Source organism: Streptomyces sp. 8N616 (assembly GCF_052246385.1).
Lineage (GTDB): Bacteria > Actinomycetota > Actinomycetes > Streptomycetales > Streptomycetaceae > Streptomyces.
This window is the reverse complement of record NZ_JBQQBY010000023.1, coordinates 50,097-69,119: the sequence shown is the minus strand read 5'-3', so window position 1 is coordinate 69,119 and position 19,023 is coordinate 50,097. Positions and strand designations below refer to the sequence as shown.

Here is a 19,023-nt window from a genome sequence, read left to right as displayed (position 1 = left end):
GCCTCGTGAACTGCGGTTCCGCTCGCGCCACGGACGCCCGGATGTGCCTGATGCCGATTGCCATGGGCCGTCCGTCCTCCCTGCCGCCTCCCTGCCGACCTGCTGTCACGCCGGACCCGAGGGCCGGGCCCGTACAGGCTGGGCGCGCCGAGCGCGTACGTGCTGAGCGCACGAGGCTGAGCCCGCCGTGCTGAGCGCGCCGCCCGGACCTGCGCCCCGGACCCACTCGCGATCCGCCGGTGCCGGGCAGGTGCGGAGGAGCCGGGGGTACCGTCGACCCGATCGACGGTACCCCCGGCCGGATGGCGCCATGGGACCATCAGCCCCATTCGGCCCGCTACTTCACGTTCACCGCGTCCCACGCCTTGGCGACGGTCTGGGCCTCGGAGCTGTTCTGGCCGAACAGGTCGGCAGCAGCCTGCAGACTGCCCTTCCGGGCGTTCTGGAAGCCGGTGTCCGAGGTGAAGTACGTCGTCACGGCGCGGAACCAGATCTGCTCGGCGGCGTCCCTTCCGATGCCCTTCACCTGGGAGTTGTCGCACGTCGGGCTGTTGCCGAACTCCGACTCACCGCTGCCGTTGGCCAGCAGGAAGAAGAAGTGGTTGGACACGCCGCCGGCGTCGTGCGGCTCGAGCTGGCCGACGTCGGATGAGAAGCAGTCGGGCGACCTTCCGTCCTTGGAGGGTTGGTCCATGAAGCGCGTCAACAGCTTTTCCTGGGAGTCTCCTTCCAGGCCCTCACCAAGTACGAAGTCCGGCGGGTCCTCCGGGTTGTTGGTGAAGAACTCCGCCATGGCGCCGAAGATGTCGCTCGTGGACTCGTTGAGCGCCGTGGCCTCGCCCGGTCCGGACAGGGCGTTGTTCGACAGCGTCACCAGGTGGGCCATCTCGTGGGCGACGACGTCGAGTTCGGTGAGCGGCTGGACGTTCTGGCCGTCCCCGTCGCCGAAGACCGCGCTGAAGGTCACCGGGTCGGCGAACGCATTGGTGACACCGTCGCCGTAGTGCGCGTACACGGTCGGGCCTCGCCCGTCACCACCGAAGCCGTTGCGGCCGAACTTCTCCTGGAAGTAGTCCGATGCCTGGGAGGCTCCGTAGTGAATGTCGGCTGCGACGGTGTCGCGATCGGATGCGTCTCCGGTCCCGAAGGAGTTGTCCTCGCTGACGATGGAGGTGGCTCCAGGGATGCCCAGCGGATTGTCGGCGTCGCCACCGCCCTGGTCATCGCCTCCGCCCGGAGGCGGGGAGCCCTCACCACCGTCGTCCCCCTCACCCGGAGGCGGAACCTGGCCATCGCCCTCACCCGGAGGCGGAGCGCCCTCGAACTGCCTGACCTGCTGTCCCGATCCGTAGCAGACCGGAACTCCCTCGAGGCAGTATGACTTGGATGCCTTCCCCCGCACTGCCGGCAGGGGACCGAGGCCGAAGAAGACCGCTTCCTCCTCGAAGAACTCTTCCTCCTCGAAGAACTCTTCCTCCTCGAAGAACTCCTCTTCCTCGAAGAACTCCCCTTCCTCGAATGCGTTGTTCGGGCCCTGGCTCTGATCGCTACCGGACCCGCCGCCCGCACCGGTCTCGCACAGCGGATCCCCCTGAACGCACCCGTTCTTCGCGTCCAGGGTGGTCAGCCCGCCGCGCGAGTCGTCCCTGAGCTCGAACCCGCCCTGCTCGCCGGGGGTTGTCTCCAGCTCCACCTGCCCGCTGTACAGGGTGTTGCCCGTCCCCTGCTCGTGCAGATACCGATCCCGGGTTCCCAGAACCTTCCCGTTCTCCGCCTCGACGTACGTGTGCACCTGGGCGGGAGTGCCGTCGGCGCGGACTCCCCGGATGACGTTCTCGTAGGCGAGCCGGGGCTTCTTCTTCCCCGCCCACACGACGAGCCGGGAACCGGCACGCGCGGCACGGGCGGCGTCCTTTCCCGGGCCGGCTGCCGCCTGGGGCTTCGTGACCGCCCCGCCCTGCGCTCGTTCCCGCACGGGCGTGTGCCTGAAAGCCCGCTTCCACGCCTCCTCGACGGAGAGCGCGGGATCGGTACCGAGGTCGGGCGCCTCCGTGAGCGTCTGGCTGGTGCTCTTCAGCCCGCCACCCTTGCTCATGTGCAGAACGAGGTCGCCGCCGATGACCGGCAGGCCCCGGTAGTACCGGTCCATCCGGATGTGCCGGTCGCCGTTGTCGTCCTGCTCGATGGACCGCGTACGGAATGTCTGGCCGCGCGCGTAATGCGTCTGGGCGGGATCGCTCTTGAGCGCCTCGTAGGCCAGTACGCGTAAGTCCGACGCCCGTGGATCCGGCGGATCGGCGGACGCATTGACCGTGATGACGGTGGCGAGGGAGACCACCAGTCCTATGGCCACGATGAGAGGCGTGGGCCTCCTGTGAAGGGGAGCACGTCGTCGTCTTGTCATGAGAAGTCCTTTGCATCCTTGGGGTAATGGAGCCCGGCACTGGGGGCGCTCGAGCGCTCAGACCGGTGGCGGCCATCGGCGCGGCGGTCAGCCGCCAGGGGAACCCGATGGCCGCCCGTACCGGGTGAGGTGAGAGGAATTCAAGGACCGACGAACGTCTCAGGCATCGGCCTGGGGGAGGAGCCTCCGGACAACTAAAGCGTCGGTGGCGGCAACGGAGGCGCGCCTGGGCGATGATGCTCGCTGTGAGGGCGGCGCCGTGCCCCGGCGGCCTGCCCCCACCGGAGCGAGGGATGTCTTATGGCACCAGCGCCGTACGTTCCCGAGCCGCGCGGACGGCCGCGGAGAGGCCGGCGATGTCGTAAGCGCCTTGATGCCGCCGGCCGTTGATGAAGAACGTCGGCGTCCCCGACACGCCGCTGAGGTCGGCGGATTCGACGTCTTCCGCCACCCGGGCGGCACCGACGCGCGCCAGCAGATCTTCGCGGAAACGCTCGGTGTCCAGGCCGATCTCCTCGGCGTAGCGCACCAGGTCGGGGATCCGCAGGGCACCCTGATGGCCGAGCAGCAGGTCGTGCATCTCCCAGAAGGCGCCCCGGGCGGCGGCGGCCTCCGACGCCTCGGCCGCCAGCTGAGCGTTCGGATGGACATCGTTCAGCGGCAGGTGCCGCCAGACGTAGCGAAGGTCCCCGAAGTCTGCGAGCAGATCGCGGACGACGGGCTCAGCCTGGCCGCAGTAGGGGCACTCGAAGTCTCCGTACTCGACCAGCGTGACCGGCGCATCGAGGGGGCCGCGTACGTGGTCGCGGTCGGGGTCGACCGGTGCCTCCAGGTCGACGATGGTCTCGGCCGTGCCGAGCAGCGAACGCACCCGCACGGGCTTGGGGAGTGCCCTGATCACCAGGGTGACCGCCCAGGTGGCGGCGAAGGCGCAGACCACCGCGCTGAGGATGCCGATCTTCGCCTCCTCGAGCCGGTCGCCGTCGAAGGCGAGGGTCGCGATCAGCAGCGACACGGTGAAGCCCGCACCGGCCATCGTGCCGCCGGCCGCAATCGCGCCCCAGCCGACCTGCGGCCGCAGCCTGCCCCGGCTCAACCGGGTGGTCAGCCACGAGACGCCCAGGATGCCGATCGGCTTCCCCACCAGGAAGGCGAACAGGATGCCCAGCGTGACCGGCGAGCCGAAGGCCCCTGCCAGCTGGTCGCCGCTCAAGGCGATCCCCGCGTTGGCCAGGGCGAACAGCGGAACGATGACGTAGCTGGTCCACGGGTGGTACATCCGCTGCAGCCGCTCGTTCGGGGAGATCGCGGAGGCGAGCCCGGCGCGCACGGAACGCTCGAGCTCCGGTGTCGGCTGCTCGCGGAACAACCGGAACAGGCCGCTTGCGCGTTCGAGATCGCTGCGAGCCGCTGGGTACGCGTAGGTCAGCAGCCCCATCGCAAGGCCGACGACGATGGGATCGACTCCGCACTCCAGGAAGGCCAGCCACGCGGCCACCCCGAGCACCGCGTACACCGGTCCCCGGCGCACCCCGCCTGCCCGGATGAGCAGGATCACGCCGAAGATCCCGAGGCCGATCAGGAGTGCCTGCAGGTCGATGCGGTCGCTGTAGGCGATCGCGATGACGCCCAGAGCGACGAAGTCGTCGACGACGGTGACGGTGAGGATGAAGGCGCGCAGCCCCTCGGGGAATCGGGACCCCAGCAGCGCCAGAATGCCGAGGGCGAACGCAGTGTCCGTGGACATCGCGGCTCCCCAGCCGTGCACCGACGACTGGCCCGCGTTGACGGCGAGATAGATGGCGACCGGAACGATCATCCCGCTGAGGCCGGCGAGCAGCGGCAGCGCGACCCGCCGCCGTTCGCGCAGCTCGCCCATGTCGAACTCGCGGCGCGCCTCGAGACCGAGGACGAAGAAGAACAGCGTCATCAGCCCGCTGTTGACCCACTCGCGCAGCTCCAGCGACACGCCTGCGGTCCCGATACGGACGGAAAGATGCGTCTGCCAGAAGGACTCGTACGCCGACGGGCCGAGATTGGCCCAGGTGAGCGCGGTGATCGCCGCGGCCAGCAGCACGGCCGCACTGCCGGTCTCCGTCCTCAGGAAATCGCGCAAGGGGGTCCGCATGCGGTCGCCGCACACGGTCTGGCCGGAGAAACGCGGAGTCGCCGATGGTTGTGTCACCCCGCAATTCTCCCTGCTGACCGGCGCCTCTGCGCGGCCGACGACCTCGTCGCTCCGGGCGGTCCGGAGCCTGCGCCCGTGGGCGCGTCGGCATGTGGGCCCGTCGGCCCGTGGGCGCGTGGCCGCGCGGTGCATTGGCGGAGGCGCACCAGAGGCGGCACCCAATCCGTCAGAGCGGGCACTGGCGCCAGGGGCCGGTGATCGCGAAGGTGATGCCGGGGCTCTCGATGTTCACGAACAGCCAGTTGCCGGTCGTGGATTCGAACACCGATGGTCGGTGAGTTGAGGACATCGGAGCCGGGCGAGGCGAACAGCACCTGGAACTCGTCGGTGGCCGGGTCGAGTTCGAAGACCTGGCCCTGACGGGAGGGGGGCCTCCGTCGGTCGTGATCACGCAGATGCGATCGTTTCCGGACCAGGCTCCCTCGAGCCGGCTGAACACCGCAGCGCCCTTGGACTGGGCCTCGGCGCGCACCGTGTCGGCCGCCGGGCCGACATCGTCGACGGGCACCCAGGAGACGTGTGCGGACCCCGGTCGGCGATACGATGAAAAGGATCTCCCAGTTCTGGGAACACCCTGTGCTGGGACTCGCTGACGCGGGGCGACGCACCGGCGTTCAGCAGGCAGTCGGCGGCTTCCGCGGAACTGTACGAATTCGGCGTGTGCGCGGGCCTGCTCGAGGAGAGCTGACCGCGGCCGGCCGGGAGGTCCAGCGATGACCACAGAACAACACCAGGCACCGGTCTCCGAGGCTCAGATCGCGGTCCACTGGCGCGAAGAGGAGTACGTCCAGCCGCCGGCGAAGTTCATCGCCCAGGCGAACGCGGGCGACCCGGCCATCTTCGAGAGGTTCGCCGAGGAGCGTTTCCCGGACTGCTTCACCGAGTACGCCGAGCTCCTGACGTGGGATGCCTACTGGCACACGGTGCTGGACACCGGCAACCCGCCGTTCTGGAAGTGGTTCGTCGGCGGCCGGCTCAACGCCTGCTACAACTGCGTCGACCGGCACCTGGCGGCGAGCCCGAACAAGGCGGCGCTGATATGGGTGCCCGAGCCGGAGGACGAGGCCACCGAGGCGATCACGTACCAGGAGCTGTACCGGCGGGTCAATGAGTTCGCCGCCCTGCTGCGCGACTTCTGCGGCGTCCGGGCCGGTGACCGGGTCACCTTCCATCTGCCGATGGTGCCCGAGCTGCCGGTGGCCATGCTCGCCTGCGCCCGGCTGGGAGTGATCCACTCCGAGGTGTTCGGCGGATTCAGCGGGGCGGCCTGCGGCGGCCGCGTGGCCGACTCGGGCAGTCGCATCCTGGTGACCATGGACGGCTACTTCCGCGCCGGCGACCTGATCGACCACAAGGCCAAGGCCGACGAAGCGGTGGCCACCGCCCGCGAGCAGGGCCTTGAGGTCGACAAGGTGCTGGTGTGGCGGCGCCACCCCGGCCAGTACGCGTCGGGGTCCCCGATGGTCGAGGGCCGGGACTTCTTCGTGGACGAACTCCTCCCCCGCTACCGCGGACACGTCCTCGAGCCGGTCTCCATGCCCGCCGAGGCCCCGCTGTTCCTGATGTACACCAGCGGAACGACGGGCCGGCCCAAGGGCTGCCAGCACTCCACCGGCGGCTACCTGTCCTACGTGGCCGGGACGTCGAAGTACTACCAGGACATCCACCCCGAGGACACCTACTGGTGCTGCGCCGACATCGGATGGATCACCGGGCACTCGTACATCGTGTACGGTCCGCTCGCGCTGGGGACCACGAGCGTGATGTACGAGGGCTCGCCCGTCCATCCGGACGCCGGCCGGGTGTGGCGGATCGCCGAACGGCTCGGCGTGAACATCTTCCACACCGCGCCCACCACGATCCGGATGCTGCGCAAGCTCGGCCCGGAAGAGCCGTCCGCGTACGACTACCACCTCAAGCACATGACGACCGTCGGCGAGCCGATCGAGCCCGATGTGTGGCGCTGGTACCACGACGTGGCCGGCAAGGGTGAGGCGGTCGTCGTGGACACCTGGTGGCAGACCGAGAACGGCGGCTTCCTCGGCAGCACGCTGCCTGCGCTGCAACCGATGAAGCCGGGCAGCTGCGGCCCCGGCGTGCTCGGCATCTATCCGGTGATCTACGACGAGGACGGCAGCACGGTCGCGGCCGGCAGCGGCCGGGCCGGCAACATCTGCATCCGCAACCCCTGGCCCGGGATCTTCCAGACGATCTGGGGCCAGCCCGAGCGGTTCGTGCAGATCTACTACGAGAAGTACTGCCGCGACCGCGGCAGCAAGGACTGGCGGGACTGGCCGTACTTCGCGGGCGACGGAGCCGTTCAGGCCGCCGACGGGTACTACCGCATCCTCGGCCGGGTCGACGACGTGATCAACGTGGCCGGGCACCGGCTGGGCACCAAGGAACTCGAATCGGCGAGCCTGACCGTCGACGGCGTCGCCGAGGCCGCCGCCGTCCCGGTCGTCGACGAGATGCGGGGCCGCATCGTCGAGATGTACGTCGCCCTCAAACCGGGCCTTTCCCCCGGCAGGGAGATCGAGGACAAAGTCGCCGAGGCGATCGACCGCGAGATCGGCAGGATCGCCCGGCCCCGGCACGTCTGGATCGTCCCCGACATGCCCAAGACCCGCTCCGGCAAGATCATGCGCCGGGTCATCGCGGGGATCTCCAACTTCGCCGACGTCGGCGACGTGTCCACGCTGGCCAACCCGGAGGTCGTCGACGCCATCCGGCACCACGTCCAGAGCGAGAAACTCGCCCGCGACGAGGTCCCGCGCGATCTCACCGCCCAAGAAGCCGAGGAGATCCGGGCGTTCGGCGAGACCGGGTGAGCCGCGCCGACCAACTGGCCGAATACGAGCGGCCGTTGTGGCTGACGATGGCCGCCTGGGGCACTGCTGTTCGGGCGGGGGTTTGGGCCACGCCTGACGGGCAAGGCGGAAGAGAGTGCTTCGGACCGAAGGCACGCCCGCGGGAGCGACGGCTGCGTCTCTTCGCGTGGCGCCTGGCCTGTCCGGGCCCGTGTGCTCCTGCGGCGACCCAACCGCCGTCCAGGGAGCTATCCCCCATGACGACCGTACGAGCACCGGCAAAGAGTCAGACCAAGCGCACATCTGCGAAGCATCCGCACGACGACGCCCCCGACACCTCAGCCGAGTTCCAGGAACTCGCCCACCTGCCCGACGGGCCGGAGAAGCAGGCTCTGCAGCAACAGGTCGTAGAGGCATGGATCCCCATGGCCGAGCGGCTGGCCCGGCAGTTCCGCAACCGCGGCGAGACCCTCGACGACCTGGAGCAGGTGGCCGCTCTCGGCCTGGTGAAGGCCGTCAACCGCTACGACCCCGAGCGCGGCGCCGCGTTCGAGAGTTTCGCGGTGCCGACCGTGGTCGGAGAGGTCAAGCGCCACTTCCGCGACAACCTGTGGGGCCTGCATGTGCCCCGCCGGGCCCAGGAGCTGCGCAACCGCGTACGCGCTGCTCACCGCGAGCTGTCCCACACGGCCGACGGGCGCCGCCCCGGCGTCGAGGAGGTCGCCGAACACACGGGCATGACCGAGCAGGAGGTCCGTACCGGCCTGGAGGCCCTCGACAGCTACGCCCCGCTGTCCCTCGACGCGGAGCTGCCGGGCTCGGAGGACGGCTTCGCCCTCGTGGACCTTCTCGGCGACCAGGACTCCGGCTACGACCGCGCCGTCGACCGCGAATCCCTCAAGCCCGCGCTCAGGCGGCTGCCGGAGCGCGAGCGCCACATCCTGTACATGCGGTTCTTCTGCGACATGACGCAGAGCCGTATCGCCGAGCAGCTCGGCATCTCCCAGATGCACGTCTCCCGGCTCATCAGCCGGACCTGCTCCTCGCTCTGCGAGCAGGTCATGGCCGACGTGGCATAGAAAGGGCGCGTGGCTGCGACGCCGTCGAGGACGGCGACGCCGGCGAGGACCTGTCAAGCGCGTCGGGAAGCGCCACCGAACAAGCGGGCCAGAGCCCGAAACGGCAGGGTGACGACCGATGCAAGGGTGCTGCCGATGGCGCGCAGCACGTCGGCGATGGCTTGAAGCATTGTCCTTTCCTCCATCCTGGGCCGCATATGGCCACTGAATTGGGTGGAATGCGGGTCCCGAGTACCCCCGCCAATGCGTGGGAAGCGAGAGTGGACAAAGAACGCACCCGCTCCTATACGCCGAAGCCAAGCGCCGGAACATCGAGGGCCGCTCGAATATGAGCAAGTCCGAGCTCAAGAAGTCCTGGGAAATGAGGACATCCTGAGCCGCTGTCCAGAGGCACCCCGCGAGAACTTTCTCGCGGGGTGCCATTCGCGGGGTGCCAAGTGACTGATACAGACAGTCACAGGCGGACTGCGCTGCGCCAGGACTTGGGTCTCCGTCCTCGGAGCGCTGGTGAGGGATTCACCAGCGGTACCAGCGTCCCCTCCGGCCGCCAGTGGCGGGGGGCCGGACGACGAAGCCCAGCAGCCAAACGACCAGCACGACCACGGCGATCCACCACAGGGCTTTGAGCGCGAAGCCGGCTCCGAAGAGGAGCAGGGCAAGAAGCAGAACGAGAAGCAGGGGGACCATAGTTATCAACCTCCGCCGACCGGGTTCCCCGGCAACTAAGTTCAAATCACAGCGGATAGTCGCAGGCGGTGCGCCCCATTCCTGCATCCGAAGTCGTCATCCCGAGCCTGGGTCGTCGCCGTCCTCCTGGCGACGCGGAAACCTGCGGGTGTCCCGCGGTTGCACGTACGGCTCTTCCTCCTTCGGATGGCCGCCGGCGATGGCACGTTCCCGCGCCAGTTCGGCGTCGAATTCCAGTCCGAGCAAGATCGCAAGATTGGTCAGCCACAGCCACACCAGGAAGATGATGACGCCGGCCAGGGTGCCGTAGGTCTTGTTGTAGGAGCCGAAGTTCGCGACATAGAGCGCGAAGCCTGCCGAGACCGCCAGCCAGATCAGCACGGCGAGGAAACTGCCGGGGGTGATCCAGCGGAAACCACGACCCCGGACATTGGGCGCGGCCCAGTACAACAGGGCGATCATCAGCACCACCAGCAACACCAGGAACGGCCACTTGGCGATCGACCAGGCGGTCATCGCCGCGTCCCCCAGACCGACAGCAGTGCCCACCTCCCTGGCGAGTGGACCCGTGAAGACGACGATCACCGCACTCACGGCCAGCAGCACCATCAGCGTCACGGTCAGCCCCAGGCGCACTTGTGCGGTCTTCCAGCCCGGGCGGCCCTCGGGAAGGTCGTACACCGCATTGGAGGTACGGATGAAGCCCGCGACATAGCCGGAGGCGGACCAAACCGCGCCCACCAGACCCACCGCCGCCAGCACGCCACCCGTGCTGCTGCTCCGCTGCAGCTGTTCCACCGCGTCGCTCAGAATGTCGCGTGCGGAGCCAGGGGCGAGCTTCTCGATGTTCTTCAGAATCTCGTCAGTCGCGGACTTGCCCACGAGACCGAGGACGGAGACGAGCACCAGCAGTGCGGGAAAGATCGACAGCACGCTGTAATAGGTCAGGGCGGCCGCCCGGTCGGGCAGCTCGTCTTCCATGAACTCCCTGCGCGTGCGGCGCAGCACCGCCATCCAGGATCGGGCGCGCAGGTCGGTGGGCTGATGCGGGGCCGCCTCCTCGACCTGACGGTCCGGGCCAGTGCCCACAGCCGGCTCCGCGTCCTCGTGGCCGCGTCTGCGCTTCCAGATGGGAGCCATGCCCGCAGGGTTACCACCAGCGCAGCAGCTAACCCTGCCGGTGCGCCGAGCGGCACACATGAGGCGGTGGACGCCGGGTAGGCGCCCGTGGACTCTCGGCATCGGACGGTGGCGCCGCAGAGTACGCGGCCGCCGTCGCCCCCCACCGGCGGCGGCCGCGGCGGTTCGGTGAAGAGACCTAGTCCCGGGACAGCAGGGGACCGAGTGGTCCGAGGTCGATGTTGAGGTCCTCATGCGCCAGCCCGTACCGCGTGCAGAGCTCCTCCATACGTTCGGACAGCAGCATCAACGTCAGGCCGATCCGCTCTTCCTGATCCTCCGTCAGGTCTCCCTGGTCCACTCGGCGCAGCGCCTGCCGCTCCATCAGCTGGCGCAACAGCTCGATCAAGGTCAGCACCAGTCGCATCAGGTCCCGTTCGACGGTGTCCCGGTCCAGTTCCAGCCGGTTGTGCCTGCGCTCCATGCGGTCCGTTACTCCTCTCCGCGCTCCCACAGCGACGGCACGTTCTCGTTCACCGAACTGATCAGGGCGTGCAGATTGATCCGGACCAGGTCGACGTCGGCGATCCGCAGCGTGAGGTCACCCGCGACGACCACTCCACCCGCGAGCAGCCGGTCCAGCAGGTCCACCAGGGCGATCTGCCTCTGTGCGAGCGGCTCGACGCTCACCGGCGGCGTTTCGCTCACCGAGCGCTCTCCGTCTCCGCCGTCTCCGCCGTCTCAGCCCTCTCCGCCCGGTTACCGCTGCCGGATCCGCCGGCCAGGCCGGTGAAGGAGTACGGCGCCCATGGCCCGGTCAGCTCGATCCTCAGCCCTACGGCCCGCCCCGCCTGCTCGCCCACCAGTGCGGCGAACGCGTCGGCCTCCTCGCGCCGCACCAGATACGTGCCGTTGAGGATGTTCCGCCCGGTCGCCCCGGACAACCGGGCGTCCTGCGGGCGGTGCAGCCGCGTGTGTTCGGCGAACCGCCCCAGCGCCTGGTGCGCCTCGCGCGCCCGGTCCTCTGCCTCTTGCCATGCCTCTTCCTGGGCCCGCCGGTGCCGCTGGCGCTGCCGCAGGTAGTCGCGCCCCGAGGCAGGGCGTACGCGACCGCTCGTACTCGCGGCGGCACCAGCACCGGGATCGGCAACGGCCGTGCCGGCGGCCGGGTCGATATCGGCGTAGATCTTCACGCCCCACTCGTCCCGGCCGTCCAGCAGAGCGAACGTGGCCTCGAAGCGCTCCCGGCCCGAAGCCAGCATCCGGCGCAGGCTCTCCTCGCCGCGGTACACCGTGGCGAGCCTCAGCGGCAGCGCACAGCCCGCTCTCGCGACCCCGTCCACCACCCGCTGGTGGCTCCGGGCCGTCTCCTCCAGCCAGCGCATGTCCTCCAGATGCGTGCGCAACGGCACTTCGTCGAACTCGGCGGCGGAGACCGGGCTCACCACGGCCGCGAAGCCGGACGCACGCACGGCCAGAACGGGCGCGCCGCCGACCCCCCGCAGCCCCTCGGGCAGCGGGCAGTCCTCGGCCCTGATCACGGCGTAGGCGTACTGCAACTCGGCCGGCTCGGCCAACTCGGTCGCATCGGTCGCCTCGGTCATGGCTGCTCCTCCGGCTGTCCCGCCTGCCGCAGCTCCAGAGCGGCGATCCGGTCGCGCAACTGCTCGTTCTCGGCGGCGAGTTCACGGCGGCGGGCACCGGACGACAGCGCGGGATCGTGCTCCCACCAGTCGATGCCCATCTCCTTGGCTCTCTCGACGGAGGCCACGATCAGCCGCAGCTTGATCGTGAGCAGCTCGATGTCCAGCAGGTTGATCCGTATGTCCCCGGCCACCACGACGCCTTTGTCGAGCACCCGTTCCAGGATGTCCGCGAGATTGGCGCTGCTGCCGGAGGGACCGTAGGGCTCGGGCAGAGTTCCCGTCACGCCGGCCGTCCCCTCCCCGGCCCAGGTGTGCCCGTACGCCGCCGCTGTGCGATCTCGAGGCGATCCAGCAGCTCGTCCTCCCGGCGGTCGAACTCGGCCTCGTCGATCAGCCCGTTGTCCAGTTGATCCGCCAGGTCGCTGAGCTCGCGCTGGATCGCGGCCGGGTCGTAGTACTGCCGCTCCGCCTCCGCGACGACTTGTCTCAGCACCCAGCCCACTCCGCGTACCGGTGCGACCGGCAGGAGCAGGACCTCGCCGATGAGTCCCATCACGACTCCGCCGGGTGTGCGGCGGGCGCCTCCGTGACGAAGCTGTACGGGGGGAGCGGCCCGGTCGCCTGAAGGTTCAGGTGGAGGTTGGCCTGCCGAAGGTCCTCGACGGCGTTGAGGAAGGCAGCCGACTCCTTCTGCTCCAGCAGGAAGGAGACGTTGACCAGCCAGGCGGGCGACTCCGGCCCGGGACACTGCTGCTCGGCGTGCGGGGCCAGCGCCTCCTGGACGGTTTTGGCGTCGTGTATCTCGCGCTCGCGCACCCGGTTCGCCACCAGCTCGCCCAGCCGCAGCTGGTCCTGGTAAGAACCGCCGCCCGCCCTCTGGTTGGCCTCGCTGAGCGCCCGCACCCGCGGGTCCTCGTTCATGATCATCTGCAGCACGGTCTCTTCGTGGTGCACGGCCTTCACGTTGTACTCGACACGGCCGTCCAGCCGGTCGAGCTGTTCCGCGTAGTGGCTCGCGTGCTCGCCGAGCACGGCCCGTACGGCGTCGTCGTCGTAGGAGAGACTGCCGAACCGCAGGGGCAGCACGGGGCCGGCCGCTCCGGACTCCGTCAGCACATGCTGGTGCGCCAGCAGGTCGCGCCGCTTGGGCCGCAGCTCCGGCGGACAGTCGCTGACGATCGCGGCCAGACCGCCCGCGCGCAGCGTCCTGACCGGGTGGGGCGGGTCGCCGATGCCGCTCATGCCCTCGGGCGGCTCGGGGTGTTCCTCGCGCATGATGCCGTAGACATAGGTGGTCACTCCGACTCCTCCTTCTTGCGGGAAGTCGTGCGCCGGGGCCTGCGCGGCGCGGATTCCTCCTCGCCCTCATCACTGCGGGAGTGGCCCTGCTTGAAGGCGTCGGAGATGGTCTCCGCTGCGCCGGACAGGACTCCCTTGGACTTGCCGCGCGCACCGGACTCGGTCATCTCACCGACCAGGTCGGGCAGTCCGGGATCCTTCCTGGGGCCCGCCTCCAGATCGAGCCGGTTGCAGGCTTCGGCGAACCGCAGATACGTGTCCACGCTCGCGACCACGACGCGGACGTCCACCTTGAGGATCTCGATGCCGACGAGCGAGACGCGTATGAACACGTCGATCACGAGCCCGCGGTCGAGGATCAGTTCCAGGACGTCGTAGAGGCCGCTGGTGCCGCCTGAGCCCCGGGTCTCTTGTGCCGGGACAACACTCACCTTGGGGTTTCCTCTCTATCGATGCGTTGCGCGGCGGACTTAGCGCTGATCAGCCCGGCCGCGCTCGTATCGACGGACCCGGCGATAGCCGGTGATCGTCCCCTCCCGGTCCGTAGTGACCTCGTACGACGCCATCAGGCTCATCGTGTCCGGGATCCTGGCCAGCTCGAGGATCTCCACCTCGAGGAGCCAGCCGTCCTCCCTGCGCTCGAACCGGGTGACGGCCTCCGCGCCCAAGCCGGTCAGCTCCCTGAACTGGGCCCCGGCGTTGCGCAGGACGTCCAACGCCGGGGGACTGCTGCCCGCCGCGCTGTTATCAGAGTTGTCAGATGTGTCTGCCATGGCTCCCTCGGTACAGCGGGTACCGCGTCAGGGCCGGGGCAAACCCGTTCCCGACACACATACGAAGACCCCGCGGGTGTCTACTCACCGAATTTTCAAGGAGTTTGAAAGGGCATCAGGCAAACGTGGGATTGGTCACGGCTTCGCGAGGAACGCGAGTTCGGCGACGCATCCTCCTTACCCGCTGATCGACTATCGTCGCAGCGCGGGGGCTGGTGCCGCGGAAGGATTCCGTACGCACGTCCCCGCGCACACGGACCGCTGCCAGGGAGAAGGAGACTGATGCGCGTACTGATGCCCCTCCCCGACCGGGACTTCGACGTCACCGAGGTGGCGGTCCCCTGGCGCGTGCTGACCGGTGCCGGCCATCAGGTCGTCTTCGCCACCGAGCGGGCAGGCACCCAACCGGCCGCCGATCCCCGGCTCCTGTCCGGCGTGGTCTTCGGCAAGCTCGGAGCGGAGGACGAGCCCAAGGAGTTCTACCGGCAGCTCACCGGCAGCAGTGAGTACCGCGACACCATCGCCTGGGACGCAATCGAGCCGACCGCGTTCGACGGGCTGATCCTGCCCGGCGGCCACGCTCCCGGGATGCGCCAGTACCTCGGATCCGCCACGCTGCGGGACAAGGTAGCCGAGTTCTGGAAGCTCGGCCGACCCGTGGGCGCCATCTGCCACGGCGTCCTCGTACTGGCCCGCACGCGCGACCCGGAGACCGGCCGTAGCCTCCTGTGGGACCGCACCACCACCTGTCTGCCCAAGTACATGGAGCGCAGCGCCTACTTGCTCACGGCCTGGAAGCTGGGCCGCTACTACCGGACCTACCCCGCGTACGTCGAAGACGAGGTGCGAGCCGCGCTCGCGGTCCCGGAGAGGTTCGAGCGAGGCCCCTGGGGCGGTACGAAGCGCGGCACCGCCGAGGACGACACTCACGCCTTCGTCGTCGAAGACCGGAACTACGTCTCCGCCCGCTGGCCCGGGGACGCCTACCTCTTCGCCCGGCGGTTCCTCGTCGGCCTCGGCGCATCCTGAGCGAGGCACGGGAGTTCTGGCCGTAGCAGCACACCGTAGCCGTTCGGCGCCCGGCCCAGCACGGCGCGCAAGGCGTGCCGGTTCACCGATACGGCAGCCCCTCTGGGCCGAGGCCGAGTGGAATCCCGTAGCTCACGTGACGGTGGCCCTTTTCTGCCGCTTCTGCCGTTTCCGCGGCTTCTGCAGCTTCTGCGGCTGCTTCCGCGGCTGCGGTTTCTGCTCTCTCGAGCGCCTTGCGCAGTTGCTTGAGCGCCCGCTCGTCGGCCTCGGTGAGCCGCTGCACCTCGGCTTCCTCGGCGGCGGCGACGACCGGCAGTTCCCGCAGGAGGACCACGGACGGCTCGACTTCCAGAACTTTGAACGAGGTTCCGGCGGGGAAAACCACCTGCTCGTCCTGGCCGGGGTCGGCGAGCGCTCCGGTGCGCCTGCCTCTGGCGGACCAGACGGCGCAGAGGACGTGGGGGACGGGGGCATCGGGGGCTGCGGCGGACCCGGGAGGTGCCAAGGAGGCCGGGAAGAAGGCGGGTTCGAGGAGGGTCATGCCCGGGGCGTAGACGTCACCCACCTTGTCCGCTCCCTCAGGGAGCCGGATGGCGGCGAAGACCGCGCCGCGGCGGGAGGGCAGGCGCCGCAGTCCCGAGGCGAGACAGGCCGCCGCAGGAGGGACCGAACCGGAGCGGAGGGCGTCGGCGAGTCCGTCCAGCTCGCCGACCAGGTAGGCCCGGACGGCGATCAGGTCGGTCACGGCGGCGTCGGGACGCTCCTTCTGGTCGGGCGTACGGAGCCCGGGGTTCTCCGAGATGAGCCGGCTCACCGGCCGGACGTGTACGTCGTACCGGGTACCCAACTGCTCACGGAACCGGCCGCGTTCCTTGGCGGTGCTGGCGTGTCCGGGGTGCAGCGACAGGGAGACCGGGATGTGGGCTGGTCGGGGTCGGGCAGGAGTGGAGTCCGCCGCGGCGGGTGCCGATTCCGGTTCCGGCTCCGGCTCCGGCTCCGGCTCGATCTCCGTTACGGGAGCGGCCGGGGTCTCCGAAGCCGGCTCCGCGTGAAGCTCCCCTACGGGGGTGGCCAGGTGAACGCGCGGGAACCGCCGGCTTCCTGGGGCCTGCGGCGGGTGGACCGCACCCGCCTCCGCGGGCTCCCGTACCCCTGGTTCGAAGCGGCGGAAGTCGGCATCCGTGACGAGGAGTCCGTCACGGGTGCGCAGGACGGTACCGAACGCGGTGGTCACCGGAACGCCCAACGCGGCGCCCACGCCCGCTGCGTGGCCCGCCGCGGTGTCGTGATCCCCGCCCGCATCCTGCCCACCGTTGAGGAGGAGCAGAAGGGGCCGCCCGCGCCACGCGGGGCCGGCGGCTACGAGCCGGGCGACCTCTTCGGCGAAGAGCAGCTCGCCGCGGATCCAGAACCCGAAGTCGTCGCAATGCGCTTCGATGAGACAGGTGTTGTGCGGGGCGAGTGCCGATGCGGCCAGAGCTGCATCGCCCAGGACGTCGCCGTCGAGCACGCGCCCCGCCGGTACGGGGAGCCCCGCCTCGACGAGCCGCGCGAGCCGCTCGTCGAGTCCCTCGGCGACCGTCGTACGCCACGGGTGTGATGCGGGCGCGGTACGCCGAGGCGCACGGGTCCCCTCCGCCGCCTGGTGGAGCAGGGCTGCACAGGCCCGGCCCGAGGCGCCCGCGCGTACGGCCCAAAGGGCCGTGACGGGCCGACCGTCCGGGCTCCGCAGGTGCAGACGGGTACCACCGGTCACCCGCCTGCGGGTCGCCGACGGAGGAGCGACCTGACTCGCGCCCTCTGCCGGACGGGATACCCGGCGCACGGGCGCAGCGGACACCGCTCCGCTGCCGCTGCCTCCGTCAGACCGGGCAGAGGACGCGGACGTCGCCACGCTTGCCCCATCGCCCGCGGAAGTTGGCACAGACCCGGACTGCGCCCCACCGCCCGCGCCAGGCGGCGCTGCGGGCCTCTCATCGCCGGTCGCGCCACCTGAGCCAGCCGCCCCCTCGCCGCCCGCAGCAGGGGGAGCAGGCGCCACAGGCCTGCCACTCTCTGTCGCCGACGCGGGCACGGCGCCAACCCCCCTGCCACTCACGGCCTTTGATGCGGGTGCGCCAGGCACCCCATCGTCGCCCGCGACAGAGGCCGTCGGCACAGCACGGCCCTCGCCCCCGCTCGCGACCGACGGAGCAGGCGCCACAGGCTCGCTGCTCGCATCCGCCCGCGCGGGCACACCACGCGCCCCCGCGTCGCTCGGCGCCTTCGCCCCGTGTGTGCGTTCGGGGAGGCGCTGCCTCCGGTGGGGTCGGTCCGGCCGGGCAGGTGCCTCCTCGGCCGGGGAAGCCGGGGAAGCCGGGGAAGCCGTGGGTGCCGGCGGCGGAGGCGCCATCGGTGCCGCGGGCTGCGCTGGGGGCGGCGGGGTGGGCTGGGCGTCCCATTCCGTGGCCTTGGGCATTTTGATGGTCAGCGGCTCGTGCGCCGCCACCCGCTGAGCACCCTTCGGCTCCGGAGCACGCCACAGCCGCACTTCGCCCAGCGCGGTGAGCAGCCACAGCGTCATCCGCGGCCACCGCTCCGTGAGCGACGCGTGGACCCGTACCAGGTCGCTCTCTGGTGTCGTGTCCGGGAGCACGACGCGCAGCCATGCCAGCGTTTCGGCAGGCAGCCGCTGCAGCAGGTCGGCGACGGGCGGGAACGTCTCTCCCCCGGCCGCACCGGGGTTGGAGACCACCAGCGTCGCCCAGTCCGGGTGCGGCGCGAGGAGCCGTACGGCCCGGCCCGCGCCCGAGTCCGTACGAGCGCGCAGCCACAGCCCCGACTGGACCACCTCGACCACCCACGGCCCCTCCAGCCCCAGCACCCCGGGCCCCTCGAGCGTCAGCCCAGGGACCGCCCGCGGCCACGCGGCGACCGTGGGCCACGGCTCCCGCTCGACGAACCACGGCCGGTAGGTGAGGGTGTGGGCGAACGGCTGCCATGTCGGGCTTCCGGTGCCGTCCACGAGCATGACCCGCCAGCCGCCCCGGCCGCCTGACCCGCCCTGCCCGCCTGACCCGCCCTGCCCGTCCGGCTCGTCCTGCCCGCCCTGCGACGGGAACGGGATGCCCGTACGGACCCGGACATCCGCGCCGAGCAGGTCGGCGAGCGCCTGCCCGCGCGGCACCGACTGCTGGGGCTCCGGCCCGTACGGCATCAGCACAGCGCGCCGACGGGCGTCTTCCGACAACCCCTCGAGCACGGTACGGATGGCCCGGTGGTCCACCGGCGGTTCGCCCGGCCTGCCGATCAGCAGCGTGACTGCGTCCGGGTCCGGCGGTACGGCGAAGGCCCGTTCCGGCGGGGTCGTCGCCTGTGCCGGGCCGCCGCGGATCCACAGCCCGGCCGGGATCGGCTCGACGACGGTCCAGGTTTCGCTGCGCCGCACCGGACCGTCGGCCGGAAGCATCCGCTCCCACCGCGGGACCGGATGGCGAAGCCCTTCGCGCTCCGGCGCGGCGCCGCGGCGGAAGCGCCACCATCCGCCGGGTGTGCTCTGCCCCAGTACGAACAGCGTTCCGCCGGGCACGGGCAGCACCGCACCGTCCGGAGCCACCACGTCCAGGCCCATACGGTCGGCCAGCCACTGCGCCGGTGAACCGGCCTGGCCCTGCCCCGCGCCCGACATGACGAGGCGCACCGCGTTGGCGCCGTCCGTGCCCGCAGCACTCGCAGCGCCCGCAGCACCCGCGCCCGGACCGGCCAGTCCGGCGAAGAGGGCACCGAGCCGGTCCCAGATGCCGTCGGTGCCCGCGGCGTGCGGGTCGACGACCACGGCGGTACGGCGCGGCTCACGTGGCAGGGCGCCGGCCAGTTCCACGATCTGCGGATTCGCGGCCTGGCCTGCGACCCGTACGACCAGGGCGTGGCCAACGGAGTCGGCGAGGAACTCGCCCCCCAAGGCGATCAAGGGCGGTACCACCCCTCATTACGAGTTCACGGTGTGCGAT

17 protein-coding genes are annotated in these 19,023 nt (G+C 70.3%); 3 read left to right on the top strand and 14 right to left on the bottom strand.

Annotation, left to right across the window (positions count from 1 at the left end; all coding sequences use genetic code 11):
- Window positions 1-337 precede the first annotated feature (337 nt).
- Together ACTWQC_RS21685 and nhaA are read right to left on the bottom strand one after the other, a co-directional pair.
- Window positions 338-2,353 carry a M4 family metallopeptidase gene (locus ACTWQC_RS21685; RefSeq protein ID WP_443317427.1) on the bottom strand — a complete coding sequence of 672 codons (2,016 nt, stop codon included), beginning with the start codon at window positions 2,351-2,353 and terminating at the stop codon, window positions 338-340.
- Between the two features lie 349 nt (window positions 2,354-2,702).
- A complete protein-coding gene (gene nhaA, locus ACTWQC_RS21680; RefSeq protein ID WP_443317426.1) occupies window positions 2,703-4,589 on the bottom strand; it encodes a Na+/H+ antiporter NhaA in 1,887 nt (628 codons plus the stop codon).
- A 716-nt stretch (window positions 4,590-5,305) separates the two neighbouring features.
- On the opposite strand from nhaA, the gene acs reads away from it, so the two are divergent.
- Together acs and ACTWQC_RS21670 are read left to right on the top strand one after the other, a co-directional pair.
- Complete coding sequence (gene acs, locus ACTWQC_RS21675) at window positions 5,306-7,423, top strand: acetate--CoA ligase (RefSeq protein WP_443317425.1); 2,118 nt, start codon at window positions 5,306-5,308, stop codon at window positions 7,421-7,423.
- A gap of 236 nt (window positions 7,424-7,659) precedes the next feature.
- Window positions 7,660-8,481: a SigB/SigF/SigG family RNA polymerase sigma factor gene (locus tag ACTWQC_RS21670; protein WP_443317424.1), complete on the top strand. Its 822-nt coding sequence runs from the start codon at window positions 7,660-7,662 to the stop codon at window positions 8,479-8,481.
- A 53-nt stretch (window positions 8,482-8,534) separates the two neighbouring features.
- Here ACTWQC_RS21670 and ACTWQC_RS21665 read toward each other — a convergent pair whose 3' ends face one another.
- The 11 genes from ACTWQC_RS21665 to gvpO all read right to left on the bottom strand — a co-directional run bounded on the left by ACTWQC_RS21665 (window position 8,535) and on the right by gvpO (window position 14,005).
- The gene (locus ACTWQC_RS21665) at window positions 8,535-8,651 is read right to left on the bottom strand and encodes an LPFR motif small protein (RefSeq protein WP_443317423.1); all 117 of its coding nucleotides are present in this window, start codon (window positions 8,649-8,651) and stop codon (window positions 8,535-8,537) included.
- A gap of 346 nt (window positions 8,652-8,997) precedes the next feature.
- Window positions 8,998-9,168 (bottom strand): hydrophobic protein, encoded by a 171-nt coding sequence (locus ACTWQC_RS21660; RefSeq protein WP_443317422.1) that lies wholly within the window; start codon window positions 9,166-9,168, stop codon window positions 8,998-9,000.
- A gap of 96 nt (window positions 9,169-9,264) precedes the next feature.
- The gene (locus tag ACTWQC_RS21655; RefSeq protein ID WP_443317421.1) at window positions 9,265-10,308 is read right to left on the bottom strand and encodes a YihY/virulence factor BrkB family protein; all 1,044 of its coding nucleotides are present in this window, start codon (window positions 10,306-10,308) and stop codon (window positions 9,265-9,267) included.
- A gap of 178 nt (window positions 10,309-10,486) precedes the next feature.
- Entirely contained in the window at window positions 10,487-10,771 is a 285-nt protein-coding gene (locus ACTWQC_RS21650; protein WP_443317420.1) for a gas vesicle protein K, read from the bottom strand.
- Between the two features lie 8 nt (window positions 10,772-10,779).
- On the bottom strand, window positions 10,780-10,995 hold the full coding sequence (locus ACTWQC_RS21645; RefSeq protein WP_443317419.1) for a gas vesicle protein: 216 nt from the start codon (window positions 10,993-10,995) through the stop codon (window positions 10,780-10,782).
- A complete protein-coding gene (locus ACTWQC_RS21640) occupies window positions 10,992-11,891 on the bottom strand; it encodes a GvpL/GvpF family gas vesicle protein (protein ID WP_443317418.1) in 900 nt (299 codons plus the stop codon). The genes ACTWQC_RS21645 and ACTWQC_RS21640 overlap by 4 nt, the downstream gene beginning before the upstream one ends.
- Complete coding sequence (locus tag ACTWQC_RS21635; RefSeq protein WP_443317417.1) at window positions 11,888-12,217, bottom strand: gas vesicle protein; 330 nt, start codon at window positions 12,215-12,217, stop codon at window positions 11,888-11,890. Before ACTWQC_RS21635 ends, ACTWQC_RS21640 begins: the two co-directional genes overlap by 4 nt.
- Window positions 12,214-12,486: a gas vesicle protein GvpG gene (locus ACTWQC_RS21630; protein ID WP_443317416.1), complete on the bottom strand. Its 273-nt coding sequence runs from the start codon at window positions 12,484-12,486 to the stop codon at window positions 12,214-12,216. Before ACTWQC_RS21630 ends, ACTWQC_RS21635 begins: the two co-directional genes overlap by 4 nt.
- Window positions 12,486-13,232 (bottom strand): GvpL/GvpF family gas vesicle protein, encoded by a 747-nt coding sequence (locus ACTWQC_RS21625; protein ID WP_443317415.1) that lies wholly within the window; start codon window positions 13,230-13,232, stop codon window positions 12,486-12,488. Before ACTWQC_RS21625 ends, ACTWQC_RS21630 begins: the two co-directional genes overlap by 1 nt.
- A complete protein-coding gene (locus ACTWQC_RS21620) occupies window positions 13,229-13,663 on the bottom strand; it encodes a gas vesicle structural protein GvpA (RefSeq protein WP_443317414.1) in 435 nt (144 codons plus the stop codon). Before ACTWQC_RS21620 ends, ACTWQC_RS21625 begins: the two co-directional genes overlap by 4 nt.
- 39 nt (window positions 13,664-13,702) lie before the next feature.
- Complete coding sequence (gene gvpO, locus ACTWQC_RS21615; RefSeq protein WP_443317413.1) at window positions 13,703-14,005, bottom strand: gas vesicle protein GvpO; 303 nt, start codon at window positions 14,003-14,005, stop codon at window positions 13,703-13,705.
- 282 nt (window positions 14,006-14,287) lie between these two features.
- On the opposite strand from gvpO, the gene ACTWQC_RS21610 reads away from it, so the two are divergent.
- Window positions 14,288-15,034: a type 1 glutamine amidotransferase domain-containing protein gene (locus tag ACTWQC_RS21610; protein ID WP_443317412.1), complete on the top strand. Its 747-nt coding sequence runs from the start codon at window positions 14,288-14,290 to the stop codon at window positions 15,032-15,034.
- 82 nt (window positions 15,035-15,116) lie between these two features.
- Here ACTWQC_RS21610 and ACTWQC_RS21605 read toward each other — a convergent pair whose 3' ends face one another.
- On the bottom strand, window positions 15,117-18,983 hold the full coding sequence (locus tag ACTWQC_RS21605) for a hypothetical protein (RefSeq protein ID WP_443317411.1): 3,867 nt from the start codon (window positions 18,981-18,983) through the stop codon (window positions 15,117-15,119).
- Between the last annotated feature and the right edge of the window lie 40 nt (window positions 18,984-19,023).

Excerpts from the sequence above, each read along its gene's own strand:
- acs (WP_443317425.1), top strand. The coding sequence starts at position 5,306 with ATGACCACAGAACAACACCAGGCACCGGTCTCCGAGGCTCAGATCGCG.
- ACTWQC_RS21670 (WP_443317424.1), top strand. The coding sequence starts at position 7,660 with ATGACGACCGTACGAGCACCGGCAAAGAGTCAGACCAAGCGCACATCT.
- ACTWQC_RS21665 (WP_443317423.1), bottom strand. The coding sequence starts at position 8,651 with ATGCTTCAAGCCATCGCCGACGTGCTGCGCGCCATCGGCAGCACCCTT.
- ACTWQC_RS21660 (WP_443317422.1), bottom strand. The coding sequence starts at position 9,168 with ATGGTCCCCCTGCTTCTCGTTCTGCTTCTTGCCCTGCTCCTCTTCGGA.
- ACTWQC_RS21655 (WP_443317421.1), bottom strand. The coding sequence starts at position 10,308 with ATGGCTCCCATCTGGAAGCGCAGACGCGGCCACGAGGACGCGGAGCCG.
- ACTWQC_RS21650 (WP_443317420.1), bottom strand. The coding sequence starts at position 10,771 with ATGGAGCGCAGGCACAACCGGCTGGAACTGGACCGGGACACCGTCGAA.
- ACTWQC_RS21640 (WP_443317418.1), bottom strand. The coding sequence starts at position 11,891 with ATGACCGAGGCGACCGATGCGACCGAGTTGGCCGAGCCGGCCGAGTTG.
- ACTWQC_RS21630 (WP_443317416.1), bottom strand. The coding sequence starts at position 12,486 with ATGGGACTCATCGGCGAGGTCCTGCTCCTGCCGGTCGCACCGGTACGC.
- gvpO (WP_443317413.1), bottom strand. The coding sequence starts at position 14,005 with ATGGCAGACACATCTGACAACTCTGATAACAGCGCGGCGGGCAGCAGT.
- ACTWQC_RS21610 (WP_443317412.1), top strand. The coding sequence starts at position 14,288 with ATGCGCGTACTGATGCCCCTCCCCGACCGGGACTTCGACGTCACCGAG.